The organism is Oerskovia sp. PE-21s (assembly GCF_056158145.1).
This window is the reverse complement of the sequence record NZ_JBUXJM010000003.1, coordinates 220,747-238,377: the sequence shown is the minus strand read 5'-3', so window position 1 is coordinate 238,377 and position 17,631 is coordinate 220,747. Positions and strand designations below refer to the sequence as shown.

General features: G+C 72.0%; 19 protein-coding genes. 18 read left to right on the top strand and 1 reads right to left on the bottom strand.

All coding sequences use genetic code 11. The features are described 5' to 3' along the window. Positions 1-15: 15 nt before the first annotated feature. A complete protein-coding gene (locus ACZDYF_RS06990) occupies positions 16-840 on the bottom strand; it encodes a DUF4184 family protein (RefSeq protein WP_475055004.1) in 825 nt (274 codons plus the stop codon). A 315-nt stretch (positions 841-1,155) separates the two neighbouring features. Here ACZDYF_RS06990 and ACZDYF_RS06985 point away from each other — a divergent pair, with 315 nt between their 5' ends. The 18 genes from ACZDYF_RS06985 (at position 1,156) to ACZDYF_RS06900 (ending at position 17,587) form a co-directional block, all read left to right on the top strand. Continuing rightward, entirely contained in the window at positions 1,156-1,362 is a 207-nt protein-coding gene (locus ACZDYF_RS06985; RefSeq protein ID WP_364073274.1) for a hypothetical protein, read from the top strand. 106 nt (positions 1,363-1,468) lie between these two features. Next, entirely contained in the window at positions 1,469-3,493 is a 2,025-nt protein-coding gene (gene thrS, locus ACZDYF_RS06980) for a threonine--tRNA ligase (protein WP_475055000.1), read from the top strand. Between the two features lie 75 nt (positions 3,494-3,568). Continuing rightward, positions 3,569-4,135 (top strand): HIT family protein, encoded by a 567-nt coding sequence (locus ACZDYF_RS06975; protein ID WP_475055485.1) that lies wholly within the window; start codon positions 3,569-3,571, stop codon positions 4,133-4,135. Next, positions 4,136-4,783 (top strand): phosphatidylinositol phosphate synthase, encoded by a 648-nt coding sequence (pgsA, locus tag ACZDYF_RS06970; protein ID WP_475054999.1) that lies wholly within the window; start codon positions 4,136-4,138, stop codon positions 4,781-4,783. 1 nt (position 4,784) lies between these two features. Continuing rightward, on the top strand, positions 4,785-5,771 hold the full coding sequence (locus tag ACZDYF_RS06965) for a phosphatidylinositol mannoside acyltransferase (RefSeq protein WP_372440728.1): 987 nt from the start codon (positions 4,785-4,787) through the stop codon (positions 5,769-5,771). Positions 5,772-5,773: 2 nt separating this feature from the next. Next, positions 5,774-6,985, top strand: coding sequence for a glycosyltransferase family 4 protein (locus tag ACZDYF_RS06960; RefSeq protein WP_191790530.1), 1,212 nt, complete (start codon positions 5,774-5,776; stop codon positions 6,983-6,985). Beyond that, a complete protein-coding gene (locus ACZDYF_RS06955) occupies positions 6,982-7,653 on the top strand; it encodes a hypothetical protein (protein WP_475054998.1) in 672 nt (223 codons plus the stop codon). The genes ACZDYF_RS06960 and ACZDYF_RS06955 overlap by 4 nt, the downstream gene beginning before the upstream one ends. Before the next feature lie 121 nt (positions 7,654-7,774). Continuing rightward, positions 7,775-8,698 carry a pyridoxal 5'-phosphate synthase lyase subunit PdxS gene (gene pdxS / locus ACZDYF_RS06950; RefSeq protein ID WP_191790484.1) on the top strand — a complete coding sequence of 308 codons (924 nt, stop codon included), beginning with the start codon at positions 7,775-7,777 and terminating at the stop codon, positions 8,696-8,698. Positions 8,699-8,756: 58 nt separating this feature from the next. Further along, positions 8,757-9,374 carry an NUDIX hydrolase gene (locus tag ACZDYF_RS06945; RefSeq protein WP_475054997.1) on the top strand — a complete coding sequence of 206 codons (618 nt, stop codon included), beginning with the start codon at positions 8,757-8,759 and terminating at the stop codon, positions 9,372-9,374. 93 nt (positions 9,375-9,467) lie between these two features. Continuing rightward, positions 9,468-10,130 carry a pyridoxal 5'-phosphate synthase glutaminase subunit PdxT gene (gene pdxT / locus ACZDYF_RS06940; protein WP_364073450.1) on the top strand — a complete coding sequence of 221 codons (663 nt, stop codon included), beginning with the start codon at positions 9,468-9,470 and terminating at the stop codon, positions 10,128-10,130. 7 nt (positions 10,131-10,137) lie between these two features. Further along, positions 10,138-10,896, top strand: coding sequence for a YebC/PmpR family DNA-binding transcriptional regulator (locus tag ACZDYF_RS06935; protein WP_138824356.1), 759 nt, complete (start codon positions 10,138-10,140; stop codon positions 10,894-10,896). A gap of 86 nt (positions 10,897-10,982) precedes the next feature. Next, positions 10,983-11,546: a crossover junction endodeoxyribonuclease RuvC gene (ruvC, locus tag ACZDYF_RS06930; protein ID WP_191790483.1), complete on the top strand. Its 564-nt coding sequence runs from the start codon at positions 10,983-10,985 to the stop codon at positions 11,544-11,546. A 134-nt stretch (positions 11,547-11,680) separates the two neighbouring features. Then, the gene (gene ruvA, locus ACZDYF_RS06925) at positions 11,681-12,328 is read left to right on the top strand and encodes a Holliday junction branch migration protein RuvA (protein WP_475054994.1); all 648 of its coding nucleotides are present in this window, start codon (positions 11,681-11,683) and stop codon (positions 12,326-12,328) included. After that, entirely contained in the window at positions 12,321-13,454 is a 1,134-nt protein-coding gene (ruvB, locus tag ACZDYF_RS06920; RefSeq protein ID WP_191790482.1) for a Holliday junction branch migration DNA helicase RuvB, read from the top strand. The genes ruvA and ruvB overlap by 8 nt, the downstream gene beginning before the upstream one ends. Positions 13,455-13,570: 116 nt before the next feature. Continuing rightward, on the top strand, positions 13,571-14,002 hold the full coding sequence (gene yajC / locus ACZDYF_RS06915; RefSeq protein WP_475054992.1) for a preprotein translocase subunit YajC: 432 nt from the start codon (positions 13,571-13,573) through the stop codon (positions 14,000-14,002). Between the two features lie 82 nt (positions 14,003-14,084). Then, the gene (secD, locus tag ACZDYF_RS06910) at positions 14,085-15,890 is read left to right on the top strand and encodes a protein translocase subunit SecD (RefSeq protein WP_475054991.1); all 1,806 of its coding nucleotides are present in this window, start codon (positions 14,085-14,087) and stop codon (positions 15,888-15,890) included. After that, the gene (gene secF / locus ACZDYF_RS06905) at positions 15,890-17,008 is read left to right on the top strand and encodes a protein translocase subunit SecF (RefSeq protein WP_475054990.1); all 1,119 of its coding nucleotides are present in this window, start codon (positions 15,890-15,892) and stop codon (positions 17,006-17,008) included. Before secD ends, secF begins: the two co-directional genes overlap by 1 nt. A gap of 6 nt (positions 17,009-17,014) precedes the next feature. Further along, entirely contained in the window at positions 17,015-17,587 is a 573-nt protein-coding gene (locus ACZDYF_RS06900) for an adenine phosphoribosyltransferase (protein ID WP_204809023.1), read from the top strand. Positions 17,588-17,631: the final 44 nt, after the last annotated feature.

The window sequence follows — 17,631 nt, the reverse complement described above, 5'->3', positions numbered from 1 at the left end:
CGTCGTCGGGCCCGGTCATCCCCGCGGGGCGCCCGCTGGGACGCCCAGGGCGGAGGAACGTCCGTCCCTGCGCCGCGAGGCCGTCCGGACGGTGGCCCAGACGACCAGGCCGACCCCCGCGCCGAGCACGGGGTAGGTCGCGGCCAGGCGCGCGAGGGAGAAGGCGGTCACGGCATGGTCGGTCGCGACGAGGCGCACCACGGCCCCGACCATCCCCACCGTCGCCCCCGCGCACACGGCGAGCACCGCCGAGCGCAGGTGCTGCGGCTGCGCGACCGGCTCCGCGCGTCGCCACCAGCGCACCGTGAGGGCCGTGATCGTCACGCAGCCGACGAGCGAGCTCCCGTGCTGGAGGTACTTGTAGGCCATCACGCCCGCGACGGGCGCGCGCAGGACGTCCCACGTCTGGACCGCGGTGCCGCGCAGGTGCGTGAAGTCGTCCCAGAGGATGTGCGTGAGCGTGCCCGCCACGGCGAACCCGACGACGGCCCCTGCGACCGCGAGCGGGGGAGCGGTGCCCGCCGGCGCACCGGGTCCGGGCGCGGACCGGCGGGGGAGCGCGGCCAGGAACGGTCCGCGGACGACGAGCACCCACAGCGCGGTGAACACGAGCGCGAGAGCGAGGTCCACGGTCACGACCCCCAGCAGGCGGTGCGTGGGACGGGCCAGCTCGTCGGCGCCCGGGACCAGGACGTCGAGGAAGAGCGGGGCGTCGGGCACCATCGCGCCGACCGCGAAGGCGGGCAGTGCCCACAGGAGCAGGTTCGGCGAGAGTGCGCGCCGCGCCCGGCGACCCGCGAGGGGGAGGGACACCAGGGCGTGGACGGGGGTGTACGGCACGCGGCACATCATGGCAGCGGCCGCGAGGGGCGGGAAGCTCGTCCCGGCCGTCGGTCAGACCTGGAGACGTCGGACATCTCACACTTTTCGGGCCGGCTTCTCCCTCGGGCAGAAATAGTGTGCCAAGCGCCCATTCACCCAGAATCGAGCCCTCCGTACCCGGCTCACCTCGCAGCGGGGAAAAGCCGGGCCTCGACCGTCGCCCCGAACAGGCCGTCGGCGCCGCCCGTCCCGTGGAAGGAAGCTCCGGACGGCGGTAGTTTCGCTGGAGCGGGGCACGAGTCCCGCGACCGACCTGGTGCGAAGGAGACGAGCATGGGAATCGACGACGCGAAGGACAAGGCGGCTGCCGCCGCCGGCCAGGCCAAGGAGGGCCTGGGGGGACTGGTCGACAAGGCCAAGGGCTTCCTGACCGACGACAAGATCGACGAGGTCGCCGAGAAGATCAAGGGAATCGCGCCGGACTCGGTCGACGTGCACGTCGACACCCTGGCCGAGAAGGCCAAGGAAGCGAACGACTGATCCGGCGCGGTAAGCACGCGACCGGTCGAGGTCGGTAACATCGAGGGGCGCCGCCGTCTGGTGGCGCCCTTTCCACTGCCCTGTCGAGCCGCTAGGAGCGCGCACCGTGTCAGACGTTCTCTCGTCACCCTTGTCCATCACTCTCGACGGGGAACGGACCACGGTGGAGACGGGGACGACCGGCCTGGACCTGTTCCAGGGCCGCCGTGACGTCGTCGTCCTGCGCGTGAACGGTCAGCTCAAGGACCTCGACACCGCCGTCGCCGAGGGCGACGAGGTCGAGGGCGTGACCATCGACTCGCCCGACGGCCTCGACGTGCTGCGCCACTCGGCCGCCCACGTCCTGGCCCAGGCAGTCCAGCAGGTCAACCCCGACGCCAAGCTCGGCATCGGCCCGCCCATTCGTGACGGCTTCTACTACGACTTCGACGTGGAGACCCCGTTCACCCCCGACGACCTCAAGGCCCTCGACAAGGCCATGGCCCGCATCGTCAAGGACGGCCAGACGTTCAAGCGTCGCGTGGTGACCGAGGACGAGGCGCGCGCCGAGCTCGCGAACGAGCCCTACAAGCTCGAGCTGATCGGCCTCAAGGGCTCCGGCTCGGTCGACGAGGAGGCAGGAGAGGGCGTGTCGGTCGAGGTCGGCGCCGGCGAGCTCACCATCTACGACAACCTGCGTCGCGACGGCTCCGTGGCCTGGAAGGACCTGTGCCGCGGCCCGCACCTGCCCAGCACTCGCCTCATCGGCAACGGCTTCCAGCTCATGCGCAGCGCCGCGGCCTACTGGCGCGGCAGCGAGAAGAACCCCCAGCTCCAGCGCGTCTACGGCACGGCGTGGCCCACCAAGGACGAGCTGCGCGCCTACACCGAACGCCTGGCCGAGGCCGAGCGCCGCGACCACCGTCGCCTCGGCGTCGAGCTCGACCTCTTCTCGTTCCCCGACGAGATCGGCTCCGGGCTCGCGGTCTTCCACCCCAAGGGCGGGATCATCCGCAACGAGATGGAGGAGTACTCGCGCAAGCGGCACATCGAGGCGGGTTACTCGTTCGTCAACTCCCCGCACATCACCAAGGAGAAGCTGTACCAGGTCTCCGGGCACCTCGACTGGTACGCCGAGGGCATGTACCCCCCCATGCACCTCGACGAGGAGCGCGACGCCGACGGCACGCTGCGCCGCGCCGGGCAGAACTACTACCTCAAGCCCATGAACTGCCCCATGCACAACCTGATCTTCGACGCGCGCGGGCGCTCGTACCGTGAGCTCCCGCTGCGGCTCTTCGAGTTCGGGACGGTCTACCGCTACGAGAAGTCGGGCGTCGTCCACGGCCTGACGCGTGCCCGCGGCTTCACCCAGGACGACGCGCACATCTACTGCACGCGCGACCAGATGAAGTCCGAGCTGACCGACGCGCTCAACTTCGTGCTCGACCTGCTCAAGGACTACGGGCTCGACGACTTCTACCTCGAGCTCTCGACGCGCGACCCCGAGAAGTCCGTGGGGACCGACGACGCCTGGGAGGAGGCGACCGAGACGCTGCGTCAGGTCGCCGAGGAGTCCGGGCTGGCGCTCGTGCCGGACCCGGGCGGCGCCGCCTTCTACGGTCCCAAGATCTCGGTCCAGGCGAAGGACGCGATCGGTCGTACGTGGCAGATGTCCACCATCCAGCTCGACTTCAACCTGCCGGAGAAGTTCGACCTCGAGTACCAGGCCTCCGACGGCACCCGCCAGCGTCCCGTCATGATCCACCGCGCGTTGTTCGGCTCGATCGAACGCTTCTTCGCGGTGCTCACCGAGCACTACGCGGGTGCCTTCCCGGCGTGGCTCGCGCCGGTCCAGGTCGTCGCCGTGCCGGTCGCGGAGCCCTTCAACGACTACCTGGCCGACGTCGTCGCCCAGCTCCGTGCGCAGGGCATCCGCGCCGAGGTCGACTACTCGGACGACCGCTTCGGCAAGAAGATCCGCACGGCCAGCACCCAGAAGGTGCCGTTCGTGCTCATCGCCGGTGGCGAGGACGTCGAGGCCGGCGCGGTGTCGTTCCGGTACCGCGACGGGCGCCAGGACAACGGCGTGCCCGTGGCCGAGGCCATCGAGCGGATCGTGTCTGCGGTCCGCGAGCGCAGCCAGGTCTGACGCGTGACGTCGGACGGCGCAGTGGCCGGGTACTCGGTCGAGGGCCCGCAGGGGCATCCTCGGTTCGACGACGGGATGGACCGGTTGTGGACGCCGCACCGGATGGTCTACATCGGTGGGCAGGACAAGCCGGTCGACGACCGGTCGTCGTCGTGCCCGTTCTGCCGGGTCCCTGCGCTGTCCGACGAGGACGGGTTGGTCGTCGCGCGGGGCACGTGGTGCTTCGTGGTGCTCAACCTGTACCCGTACAACCCGGGGCACCTGATGGTGTGCCCGTACCGGCACGTGTCGGACTACACGGAGCTCACGCCCGAGGAGACCGACGAGCTGGCGCGGCTGACGCAGCAGGCGATGCGGGTCACGCGTGCGGTGTCGGGTCCCGACGGTTTCAACCTGGGTATGAACCAGGGAGCGGTCGCGGGGGCCGGTATCGCGGCGCACCTGCACCAGCACGTGGTGCCGCGGTGGTCGGGGGACGCGAACTTCCTGCCGATCGTGGCGCACACCAAGGCCGTGCCCGAGCTCCTGGGGGACACCCGGGCACGGTTGGCGGCGGCGTGGGACGACGTAGGGCCTGCGGGCCCCGACGCGGCCGACGAGAACGACGTGGCGCCGGTGGCGCCCACTTCCGAGGAGAGCTAGATGTTCGGTCGGCTGCGCGCCGTCGTGACGAGGTTGTTCACGCCGATCGCGGCGTTCCTGCTGCGTGTCGGGGTGTCCCCGGACGCGGTCACGATCGTGGGGACGCTCGGGGTCGTGGCGTCCGCGCTGTGGCTGTTCCCGACGGGGCACCTGTTCGCGGGGACCATGGCGATCATGGTCTTCGCGTTCTCGGACGCGCTCGACGGTGTGATGGCGCGGCTGTCGGGGCACTCGGGGCCGTGGGGCGCGTTCCTGGACTCGACGCTGGACCGCCTGGCGGACGCCGCGATCTTCACGGGCCTGATCGTGTGGTTCGTGCGCACGGAGAACACGTGGGGCATCACGGTGGGGCTCGCCTGCCTGGTGCTCGGGTCGGTGGTCCCGTACGCGCGAGCCCGGGCCGAGGGGCTCGGCATGACGGCTGCGGTCGGCATCGCGGAACGTGCCGACCGGCTGGTCGTGACGCTCGTCGCGGCGGGGCTCGTGGGTCTGGGGCTGCCGGTGGCGGTGCTGGTCGTGGTGCTGGGGCTGCTCGCGGCCGCGAGCGCCGTGACGGTCGTGCAGCGCATGGCGACGGTGCGTCGTCAGGCGGTCGCGGCGGGGGCTGCGCCGTCGGGCGGGGCTGCGGCGTCCGAGGGTGGTGCCTGACGTGGGGGTGAGTGCTGACAAGGCGTTCACGTTCGCGTGGCGCAACGCGCACAAGGTGCCGGAGCCGCTGCTGCGGGGGTTGTTCACGGCGATCGCGGACGTGGCGTGGGCCACGCGCAAGGGGGGCGTGCCGCAGCTGGAGAGGAACCTGGCGCGGGTCCGTCCGGACCTGGACGCGCGGGGCCTGCGCCGGCTGAGCCGGGCGGGCATGCGCTCGTACATGCGGTACTACCGCGAGGCGTTCACGTTGCCGGCGGCGTCTCCTGCGCAGATCGAGGCGCGGGTGCGGTTGGAGGGGTACGAGAACTGCCAGCGGTTCACGTCGCAGGGGGTGACCCCGGTGCTGGCGCTGGGGCACATGGGCAACTGGGACCTGGCGGGGGCGTACGCGACGCCGCACATCGCCCCGGTGCTGACGGTCGCGGAGCGGCTCAAGCCCGAGGAGCTGTTCCAGGAGTTCCTGGCGTTCCGCAACTCGTTGGGGATCGAGATCCTGGCGCTGGGGGACGGGGACGTGTTCCGTGAGCTGATGCGCGGTGCGCGGGGGCCGGGCAAGCTCATCCCGTTGCTCGCCGACCGTGACCTGACGTCGCGGGGCGTGGAGGTGGACCTGTTCGGTGAGCGGGCCCGGGTGGCGGCGGGACCGGCTGCGCTGGCGGTCTCGACGGGGGCGCCGTTGTTGACGGCCTCGATCCGGTACGAGCGGCTGACGGGAGTGCGTCGTCGGGCGGCGGGGACCCCGTGGGGGATCGTGATCCGGTTCTTCCCGCCGGTCACGGTGCCGGACGGTGTGCCGCGCAGCGAGCGGGTGGCGGCGGTGACGCAGGCGTGGGTGGACCAGCTGGCGGAGGGCGTCGCCGCGGACCCGGAGGACTGGCACATGCTGCAGAAGGTGTTCGTGGCGGACCTGGACCCGGACCGGTACGCCCGGACGCGGGCGAAGGACGCGCAGGGTTCGACTGGTGGAGGGGCGGTGGGCTCGGCATGAGCCTGAAGGTCGGGATCGTGTGCCCGTACTCGTTCGACGTCCCGGGCGGTGTGCAGTTCCACATCCGGGACCTGGCGGAGGCGCTCATGGCGCAGGGTCACGAGGTGTCGGTGCTGGCGCCGGCGGACGAGGACACTCCCATCCCGGACTACATCACGTCCGCGGGGCGTGCGGTGCCGGTGAAGTACAACGGTTCGGTGGCGCGCATGACGTTCGGCCCGGTCACCGCGGCGCGCGTGCGCCGGTGGTTGGACGCGGGCCAGTTCGACGTGCTGCACCTGCACGAGCCGGTGACGCCGTCCCTGAGCATGCTGGCGCTGTGGATCGCGCAGGGGCCGATCGTGGCGACGTTCCACACGGCCCTGATCCGGTCGCGGGCGCTGCAGGTGGTGTACCCGCTGGTGCGGCAGAGCCTGGAGAAGATCTCGGCGCGCATCGCGGTCTCGGAGGACGCTCGGCGCACCCTCGTGGAGCACATGGGTGGTGACGCGGTCGTGATCCCGAACGGGGTGTACGTCGACACGTTCGCCGCCGCGGAGCCGTCGGCGAGGTGGCAGGGGACGCCGGACGCGCCCACGATCGCGTTCCTGGGGCGACTGGACGAGCCGCGCAAGGGCCTTCCGGTCCTGACGGCCGCGATCCCGCGCATCCTGGAGCAGGTCCCGGGGGCGCGCTTCCTGGTCGCGGGTCGCGGGGACCAGGGGCGTGCCGACGCCCTGGAGGCCCTGGGCGAGGCCGCGAGCGCCGTGGAGTTCCTGGGGTCGATCTCGGACGAGGAGAAGGCGTCGCTGCTGTCGTCGGTGGACCTTTACGTCGCGCCGCAGACGGGCGGGGAGAGCTTCGGGATCGTGCTGGTGGAGGCGATGAGCGCGGGGGCGTGCGTGGTGGCTTCGGACCTGGGGGCGTTCCGCCGGGTCCTGGACGAGGGGGAGGCGGGGGCGTTGTTCCCGGTGGGGGACTCGGCCGCGCTGGCGGAGACGGTGGTGCGGGTCCTGGCGGACCCTGCGGGCCGGGAGCGGTACTGCGAGCGGGCGATCTCGTTCGTGCGCAGGTTCGACTGGTCGACGGTGACGGCCGAGGTGCTCGCGGTGTACGAGATGGCGTTGGCGGCCTCGGACGCCGTGATCCCGGTGCACGAGGACCCGGCGTCGTTGCGTGGCGGCCGCCGGTTGGGGTTGTGGCCCCGCGCGGAGCAGGAGAGGAACCCGTCGTGACGTGGTCGGAGATCGCCATCATCGTGGTGGCCGTGGTGCTGGTGGCGGGGTGGGCCCTGTGGGTCGCGGCCTCGCGGCTGGACCGGTTGCACCGCAAGGTCATGGCGTCGCGGCTGGCGCTGGACGCGCAGCTCGAGCGGCGTGCGTCGGCGGCCCTGGACCTGGCGGGGGCGGGGGAGCTGGACCCGGCGAGCTCGGTCCTGGTCGCGGAGGCCGCGTACGCGGTCCTGGACGACGACCTGCGCATGCGGGAGGTCGCGGCCGCGGTGCCGGGCCTGGCGGAGCTGGTGGTGGCCCCGGAGGGGGTGCGCAGGCCCGACGGCGGCGCACCGCTGGTGCAGGCGCCTCGCCTCCTGGCGGGGGTCGGGATGCAGCGCGCGATGGCGGAGAGCGACCTGTCGGCCACGTTGCGCGCGGCGCTCGAGGACCCGCAGGACGTCGCGGAGATCCGCGCCTCGCCCCTGGGGGCCGACCTGCTGGCCGCGCTGGCGGGGGCCTGGTACCGGGCGCAGATCGCCCGCCGTTTTCACAACGAGGCCGTCGCGCAGACGCAGCGCCTGCGCCGCACCTGGTACGCCCGGGCGTTCTCCCTGGCGGGGCACGCGCCCATGCCGGCCACGGTCGAGCTGGACGACGCCTGGCCCTCGGGGTTGGACCGCAACCCCTGAGCGGTCGCCGTGCCCGAGGGGTGAGCGCGCGTCCGTAGACTGGTGGTGACGTGCAAGCATGTCGGCGGCGCGAGCGTGACCCCTGCTCGTGCGTCCCAACGTGAAGATTCGAGGTTTCGCGGTGTCCGTGGAGAATTCCGGCGAGAACAGCCCCCAGGTGACCGACGTCGTCGGCTCGGCCAAGGTCAAGCGCGGCATGGCCGAGATGCTCAAGGGCGGCGTCATCATGGACGTCGTCACCCCTGAGCAGGCGAAGATCGCCGAGGACGCCGGCGCGGTGGCCGTCATGGCGCTCGAGCGCGTCCCGGCGGACATCCGCGCCCAGGGCGGCGTCTCGCGCATGAGCGACCCCGACATGATCGACGGCATCATCGCGGCCGTCTCGATCCCCGTCATGGCCAAGGCCCGCATCGGCCACTTCGTCGAGGCGCAGGTGCTGCAGGCCCTGGGCGTCGACTACATCGACGAGTCCGAGGTCCTGACCCCGGCCGACTACGCCCACCACATCGACAAGTGGGCGTTCGACGCGCCGTTCGTGTGCGGGGCGACGAACCTGGGCGAGGCCCTGCGCCGCATCACCGAGGGCGCGGCCATGATCCGCTCCAAGGGCGAGGCCGGCACGGGCGACGTGTCCAACGCGACGACCCACATGCGCACCATCCGCGCCGAGATCCGCCGCCTGACGTCCCTGCCCGAGGACGAGCTGTTCGTCGCGGCCAAGGAGCTCCAGGCGCCGTACGAGCTCGTCAAGGAGGTCGCCGCGACGGGCAAGCTGCCCGTGGTCATGTTCACCGCGGGCGGCATCGCGACCCCGGCCGACGCCGCCATGATGATGCAGCTCGGCGCCGAGGGCGTGTTCGTCGGCTCCGGCATCTTCAAGTCCGGCAACCCCGCCCAGCGTGCGGCCGCGATCGTCAAGGCCACCACGTTCTACGACGACCCGGCCGTCCTCGCGGACGTCTCGCGCGGCCTGGGCGAGGCCATGGTCGGCCTCAACGTCGACGAACCCGCGCGATCGATCCAGTTCGCAGAGCGCGGCTGGTGACCGCGCCGGCCGGTCGGGGCGTCCCGGAGCCCCGGGAGCACTCCTGCGTGTCCTCCTCGTGACGAGCACCCCCGACCGGCCCGCCGGCACCACCCCGGACGGGGTGGACGCACCCGCTGCGCCCACCCCGCCCGCCCCGACGTCCCTCGGCCCCGACTGGGTCCTGGGCCCCGACGGGCTGCGCCACCGGCGCGGCGCCCGCGTCCTGCTCCTCGACGCCGCGGACCGCGTCCTGCTCGCCCGCGGCCACGACACCGACCAGCCGGACCGCTCCTGGTGGTTCACCATCGGCGGCGGCATCGAACCCGGCGAGAGCGACCTCGACGCCGCGGTGCGCGAGGTCCGCGAGGAGACCGGGCTGCACCTGGACCCCACCGCGCTCGAGGGCCCCGTGTGGACCCGCTCCGCGATCTTCGACTTCTACCGCGAACGCTGCCGGCAGGACGAGGTCTTCTACCTCGCCCGCCTCACCGACCAGCACACGAACCGTCCCCTGACCCGCGACGGCTGGACCGAGGTCGAGCACGACGTCGTCGACGAGATGCGCTGGTGGACCCTGCCCGAGCTGCGCGCCGTGACCATCGAGGTCTTCCCCGCCGGGCTGCCCGACCTCCTCCAACCGCTCCTGCACGGCTGGGACGGGAGCACCCGCCACCTCGGCGAAGCCACCGAGTAGCCCGCCGGGCCCCACCCGCCCGGCGAGCACCCGGGCCGAGCACCGCCGTCGGGCACCCACGCAGCGCGCGGCAGGCGGCGCGTACGATGGGCGATCGTGAAACCGGTCATTGGAGTCCTCGCCCTGCAGGGCGACGTCCGCGAGCACGTGGCCGCCCTCGAGGTGGCCGGCGCCCGCGCCGTCACCGTGCGGCGCCCCACCGAGCTCGCCGCGATCGACGGCCTCGTGCTGCCCGGCGGGGAGTCGACCACGATCGACAAGCTGCTGCGGATCTTCGAGCTGTTCGACCCGCTGCGCACCGCGATCGGCGCCGGGCTGCCCGTGTACGGGTCGTGCGCGGGCATGATCCTGCTCGCCGACCGCGTCCTGGGCGCCACGCACGACCAGCAGACCCTCGGCGGACTGGACGTCACGGTGCGCCGCAACGCGTTCGGGCGCCAGGTCGACTCGTTCGAGTCGTCCGTCGAGATGTCGGGCGTCCGCGGCGGGCCCGTGCCCGCCGCGTTCATCCGCGCCCCCTGGGTCGAGGAGACCGGCCCCGGGGTCCAGGTCCTGGCACGCACGCGCCACCGGGGCGCCTCGGTGCCCGCCGCGCCGGCCCAGGCCCCGGACGCGGCCCCCTCCGCGGGCGCGGGCGAAGACGCAGGTAGAATCGTCGCAGTACGTCAGGGAACGTTGCTCGCCACCTCCTTCCACCCCGAGATCACGGGCGATGCGCGGGTGCACGAGCTCTTCGTCGCAATCGTGAAGGAGTAACAGGGGTATGTCAGGACACTCCAAGTGGGCTACGACCAAGCACAAGAAGGCCGTGATCGACGCCAAGCGCGGCAAGCTGTTCGCCAAGCTCATCAAGAACATCGAGGTCGCGGCCCGCACGGGCGGCGGGGACCTCGCCGGTAACCCCACGCTCTTCGACGCCGTCCAGAAGGCCAAGAAGTCCTCGGTCCCCAACGACAACATCGACCGCGCCCTCAAGCGCGGCTCGGGCCAGGAAGCCGGCGGCGCCGACTACCAGACGATCATGTACGAGGGCTACGGCACGGGCGGCATCGCCGTCCTCGTCGAGTGCCTCACCGACAACAAGAACCGCGCCGCCGCCGAGGTCCGCATCGCGTTCACGCGCAACGGCGGCCAGCTCGCCGACCCGGGCTCGGTGTCCTACCTGTTCTCCCGCAAGGGCGTCATCGTGGTCCCCAAGGAGGGCACCACCGAGGACGACGTCATGGAGGCCGTCCTCGAGGCGGGCGGCGAGGAGGTCACCGACGAGGGCGACACGTTCGAGATCCTCACCGAGGCCACCGACCTCGTCGCGGTCCGCACCGCGCTGCAGGACGCCGGCATCGAGTACGACTCCGCCGACGTCGTCTTCCACCCCTCCATGGAGGTCGAGGTCGACGCCGAGGGCGCCCGCAAGATCCTGCGCCTCATCGACGCCCTCGAGGACAGCGACGACGTGCAGAACGTCTACGCGAACTTCACCGCGAGCGACGAGGTCATGGCCGAGCTCGAGAACGACGACTGACCCACCCCCTGGTGTGACGAAGGGCTCCCGCGCGACCGCTCGCGTGGGAGCCCTTCGTCGTGGGCGGCCCGTGAGAAGGTGAGCGCGTGCGCGTGCTCGGAGTGGACCCAGGACTGACCCGTTGCGGGATCGGCGTCGTCGACTCGCTGCCCGGACGGCGCGCCCGCATGGTGGCGGTCGGGGTCCTGCAGAGCCCGCCCGACCAGTCGGTCGACCTGCGCCTGCTCACCATCTCCCAGCGCCTCGACGTGTGGATGGACGAGCACGTCCCGGACGTCGTGGCCGTCGAGCGCGTCTTCGCGCAGCACAACGTCAGCACCGTCATGGGCACCGCGCAGGTCGCGGGTCTCGCGATGGTCGCCGCGGCCCGTCGCGGCGTGCCCGTCGCGATGCACACCCCCAGCGAGGTCAAGGCCGCCGTGACCGGCACCGGCCGCGCCGACAAGATCCAGGTCCAGCGCATGGTCGCGCGCATCCTCGAGCTCGGCGAGCTGCCCAAGCCCGCCGACGCCGCCGACGCCCTGGCCCTCGCGATCTGCCACCTGTGGCGCCCGGCGGGCGCCCTGCAGGGCGGGGACCGGCACCAGCTCACGCCCGCGCAGCGCGCCTGGGCCGCGGCCGAGCAGGCCTCGCGCGGCCGACGCGGCTGACACCGGCCCCACGTGCCCGACGGCGAGGCTCGACCGGGAGCACCGCCGCCCGTTGCTAGAGTGGCCCACGGTTCGTACAGGTGTTCGGGACCGGCCGCTCGTGGCCGGGACCCGCGAGGAAGCATGGAGGCACAGTGATCGCTTCGCTGTCGGGCACGGTCGCGGACGTCCGCCTGGACCGCGCCGTCATCGACGTGGGAGGCGCCGGGGGAGCCGTGGGCTACCTCGTCCACGCGACCCCCGCGACCCTGTCCGCGCTGCGCGTGGGCGAGCCCGCGCGCCTGGCCACGAGCATGGTCGTCCGCGAGGAATCCTTCACGCTGTTCGGGTTCGCCGACGACGACGAGCGTGCCGTGTTCGAGGCCGTGCAGACCGTCAGCGGCGTCGGCCCGCGCCTGGCCCTGGCCATGCTCGCGGTGCACACGCCCGACGGGCTGCGCCGCGCCGTCGCGGGGGAGGACATCGCCGCGCTCATGCGCGTGCCCGGCATCGGGCGCAAGGGCGCCCAGCGCATCGCGCTCGAGCTCGGCGACCGGCTCGGGGCCCCCACCGGTACCGGCGCGGACGACCCGGCCGGAACGGGCGGCGCCGGCGGTGCCGTGGTCGACGACCAGCGCGACCAGGTCGTCCAGGCGCTCGTGGGCCTCGGGTGGAACCCCAAGGCCGCCGAGGACGCCCTCGCCACCGTCCTGACCCAGGCCGGGGCCGACGCGGTCGCGCCCGACGAGATCGCCGGCGCGCTGCGCGCCTCGCTGCGGGTCCTGGGCGGCCCCCGTGGCTGACTTCGACCGCGTCGGCTACGAGGAGGGGAACGAGCCGTTCACGTCCGAGCGGATCGTGACCTCGACGGCCGACGACCTCGAGCGAGCGGCCGAGGCCGCCCTGCGTCCCAGGCGCCTCGAGGAGTTCGTCGGGCAGCTCGTCGTGCGCGACCAGCTCTCCCTCGTGCTCCAGGCGGCCCTCGCACGCGGGGCGACGCCCGACCACGTCCTGCTCTCGGGCCCGCCCGGGCTCGGCAAGACGACCCTCGCGATGATCATCGCCGCCGAGCTCGGCACCTCCCTGCGCGTGACGTCCGGCCCCGCTATCCAGCACGCGGGCGACCTCGCCGCGGTCCTGTCCTCGCTCGAGGAGGGCGAGGTGCTGTTCATCGACGAGATCCACCGCCTCGCGCGCCCCGCCGAAGAACTCCTGTACGTCGCGATGGAGGACTTCCGGGTCGACGTCGTCGTCGGCAAGGGGGCCGGGGCCAGCGCCATCCCGCTGTCCCTGCCGCCGTTCACCGTCGTGGGCGCCACCACGCGCGCCGGGCTCCTGCCCGCCCCGCTGCGCGACCGCTTCGGGTTCACCGGACACCTCGACTTCTACTCCGCCGAGGAGCTCGAGCGCGTCATCATCCGCTCGGCCGGGCTGCTCGGCGTCGAGATCAAGCACGCCGCCGCCCACGAGATCTCGGGCCGTTCCCGTGGTACGCCCCGTATCGCCAACCGGCTGCTGCGCCGCGTGCGCGACTGGGCACAGGTGCGCGGCGACGGGACCATGGACCTGCGGGCCGCCCGCGCGGCACTCGAGGTCTACGAGGTCGACGAGCTCGGCCTCGACCGCCTCGACCGGGCCGTCCTGGGCGCCCTGTGCACGCGGTTCGGCGGCGGCCCCGTGGGCCTGAGCACCCTCGCCGTGACCGTGGGGGAGGAGTCCGAGACGGTCGAGACCGTCGCCGAGCCCTTCCTCGTGCGCGAAGGGCTGATCGGCCGCACCCCGCGCGGTCGCGTCGCGACCCCCGCGGCCTGGGCGCACCTCGGGCTGACCCCGCCCGACCCGCTGGCGCCCCGCGGACCGGGCGGCGGACTCGGGCAGCGGACGGGCTCGGCGAGGTCGGGCGGAACCCTGTTCGACACGGGGGCCTAGACTGGAGGAATCTGAGCGGCGGAACTCCACGGCCGGACGGTTCGTTGGTGATCCGTACGCGTGCGCCTAGACTGCCGCGCAGATCCCAGCACAGAACAGGAACCGGTCACCCCGTCATGGACTTCAGCCTCATCCTCATCCTCGCTCTCGCCGCCGGAGCGATGTTCCTCATGACCAACCGGTCACGCAAGGCCCAGAAGGAAGCAGCCGCCTTCCGCACCAACCTTGCCCCCGGCCAGGAGGTCATGACCGGCTCCGGCCTGTTCGGGACCATCGTCGACGTCGACGAGGAGAAGGACATCATCACGATCGAGTCCACCCCCGGCACCCAGACGCGCTGGCTGCGCGCGGCGATCGCCAAGCTCGTCGAGCCGCCCGTCGAGGAAGAGGGCACCGACGAGCTTGCCGAGGGCACCGAGAAGGACGCGGTCTACGGCGACGCGACCGCCTCCTCGGCGGACGACGACGTCCTGGACGTCCCGGACGACCTGTCCGGGCTCACGGACAAGCCGGGGGACAAGCGGGACGACGGCACCGACAGCAAGTGACACCACGTCGCACCCCGATCCCGGGGTGCGACGTCGACCCGCGCCATCTCGCGATGTCGCGCGCACGAGAAGAGACGGATAGTTGGCCACCTCCAACACACGACGCGCCAGGCCCGTACGCACCCTGGTAGCCCTCGCTGTACTGATCCTCGCGTTGTTCGCGTCGATCTTCGCCGGCACCAAGTGGTCGGACGCGAGCCTCACCCCCGGACTCGCCCTCGACCTGGAGGGCGGCACGCAGATCATCCTGACGCCGATCGCCTCCGAGGGGAAAGTCACCGACGAGACGATCACGCAGGCGATCAACGTGATCCGCCAGCGCGTCGACTCCTCGGGCGTGACCGAGGCCGAGATCACCAGCCAGGGCAACAACATCGTCGTCGGGCTGCCCGGCACCCCGAGCGACGAGACGCTCGACCTCGTGCGCAAGTCCGCGCAGATGCGGTTCCGCCCGGTCCTGACCGTCGGCGCCCCCACCCCGGTGGAGACCGAGACCCCGGCCGAGGCTCCCGCTGAGCCTGAGACGCCCGTCGTCCCCGCTAACCCGAGCGACCTCGCCCAGATCACCCCGGCGATCCAGGCCGAGTTCGACGCGCTCGACTGCACCGACCCCAAGAACCTCACCGGTGGTCTGGGCGACCAGCCCGACGCACCCCTGGTCACGTGCGCCGACGACGGCAGCGCCAAGTACATCCTGGGACCGGTCGAGATCGAGGGCACCGAGATCTCCAACGCGAGTTCGGGCATGGGCACCACGGCGCAGGGCGTGAGCACCGGCCAGTGGGTCGTCAACCTCGAGTTCAACAACGAGGGCACCGAGGCCTTCAAGGACACGACGACGCGCCTCTTCTCCCTGCCCTCCCCGCAGAACGCTTTCGCGCTCGTGCTCGACGGGCTCGTCATCTCCGCCCCGACCGCCAACGCCGTCATCACCGACGGCAAGGCCGAGATCTCCGGCAGCTTCACCCGTGAGAGCGCGGCCCTGCTGGCCAACCAGCTCAACTTCGGCTCGCTCCCGCTGACCTTCGAGGTCCAGAGCGAGCAGCAGATCTCCGCGACCCTCGGCAGCGAGCAGCTCGAGAAGGGCCTCATCGCGGGCGCGATCGGCCTCCTGCTCGTCGTCATCTACTCGCTCTTCCAGTACCGGGCCCTGGGTCTGGTCACGGTCGCCTCGCTCGGCATCGCCGCGGTCCTCACCTTCGGGGTGATCCTGCTGCTGTCCTGGACGATCGGGTACCGCCTCTCGCTGCCCGGTGTCGCGGGCATCATCGTCGCGATCGGTATCACCGCGGACTCGTTCATCGTGTACTTCGAACGCATCCGGGACGAGCTGCGCGACGGCCGCACCCTGAACTCGGCCGTCGAGAAGGGGTGGGACCGCGCACGCCGCACCATCCTGGCCTCCGACGCGGTCAACTTCCTCGCCGCGGTCGTGCTGTACTTCCTGGCCGTGGGCGGTGTGCGCGGCTTCGCGTTCACGCTCGGACTGACGACCCTGATCGACCTGATCGTGGTCTTCATGTTCACGCACCCGGTCATGCAGCTCCTCGCGAGGACCAAGTTCTTCGCCAGCGGGCACCCGGCCTCGGGTCTCGACCCGCGCCGCCTCGGAGCGACCACCCGCTACGCCGGACGGGGGCGGGTCGCCCGCCCCGGGACCACCGAGGACAAGGACGCACCTGTCACCGACGCCCCCGTCGACGAACCGTTCGGCAGCCCCACCCGTGAGAAGGTCGGTGCCGGCGCGAGCCTCCAGGGCGCGACCGGGGGCGAGGGCACCCGCCTGACGATCGCCGAGCGCCGCGCCGCGGCCCGGCGGGCGGCCGAGTCCGACGCCCCCACCACCGGCTCCTCGACCGAGGGCGACAAGAACGAGGAGAACCTCTGATGGCGCAGGGATTCGCCCAGTGGGGCAACGACCTCTACACGGGTCGCAAGTCCTACCAGATCGTCGGCCACCGCCGCCGCTTCTACATCATCGCGATCGTGATGGTCGTCCTGTCGTTCGGGGTCCTGCTCACCAAGGGCTTCAACCTCGGCATCGACTTCCGCGGCGGCTCGGAGTTCGTCGTCTCCAACGTGAGCGACACCAGCCAGCAGCCCGCGATCGACGCCGTGGCCGAGGTCGCGCCGGACGAGGTGCCGCGCGTGACGACCGTCGGTGGAAGCGCGATCCGCGTCCAGACCGACCGCCTGACCGCGGACGAGGTCACCGAGGTCCGCGACGCCCTCGCCGGGGCCCACTCCGTGACCGAGAACGACGTCACGACCGCGTTCATCGGCCCCAGCTGGGGCAAGGACGTGTCCCAGAAGGCCATCACGGGCCTCATCGTCTTCCTGGCCCTGGTGGGTCTCGTCATGACGATCTACTTCCGCAACTGGCGCATGGCGGCGGCCGCGCTCATCGCGCTGTTCCACGACCTCATCATCACGGTCGGGATCTACGCGGCGATCGGCTGGGAGGTCACCCCCGCGACCGTGATCGGCTTCCTGACGATCCTCGGGTACTCGATCTACGACACGGTCGTGGTCTTCGACAAGGTCCGGGAGAACACGCACGGCATCCTCGACCAGACCCGCAGCACCTACGCCGAGCGCGCGAACCTCGCGGTCAACCAGACGCTCGTCCGGTCGATCAACACCTCGGTCGTGGCGCTGCTGCCCGTGAGCGCCATCCTGTTCATCGGCGCGTTCCTCCTGGGCGCCGGCACGCTGCGCGACATCTCGCTCGCGCTGTTCGTCGGTATGGCCGTCGGTGCCTACTCCTCGATCTTCCTGGCCACGCCCTTGGAGGTCACGCTGCGCGAGCGCGAGCCCGCCATCAAGGAGCACACCCGGAAGGTCCTGGACAAGCGCGCCGCGAAGGTCGCCGACGCCGCGCAGTCCTCGGACGGCACGGCCAGGGACGCGGCGCTGGCCGCCGCCGGGGTCCAGGGTGCGGCCCAGCTCCAGCCGGGCTCCCACCAGGGCGTCAAGGCGCAGCCGCGACGCAAGCGGGGGCACTGACCCCTCATGAGCACCAGCAGCATCCTTCCCGTCGGGCTGACCGGCCTGGGGGACGAGCGCGCGGCCGAGGTCCTCGGACTGATCCGCGACGTCCCGGACTACCCCCAGCCCGGCGTCACGTTCCGTGACATCACCGGTCTGCTCGCCGACGGCAGGGCGCTCGGCGACGTGGTCGACTCCCTCGCGGCCTTCGCCGCGGGGGGCGTCGACCTCGTCGCCGGTCTGGAGGCCCGCGGCTTCCTGATCGGCGCCCCGCTCGCGACCCGCCTCGGCGTCGGCTTCCTGCCGCTGCGCAAGGCCGGCAAGCTCCCTCCGCCTACCGAGACGGTGACCTACGACCTCGAGTACGGCACCGCCTCGATCGAGCTGCGCACCGGGACGCTGACCCCCGGCGCGCGGGTGCTGGTCGTCGACGACGTCCTCGCCACGGGCGGGACCGCCTCGGCCGGCGCCGAGCTGGTCGAACGCTGCGGCGGGGTCGTGGTGGGCGTCGCGTTCCTGCTCGAGCTCGACGGTCTGGGAGGTCGCGAACGGCTCGCGGGCCGCCAGGTCGACACGCTCCTGCGCGTGGAGTCGTAGGATTGCCACTCCGACGGACGTCGAGATTCTCCGGCGATCAGGGT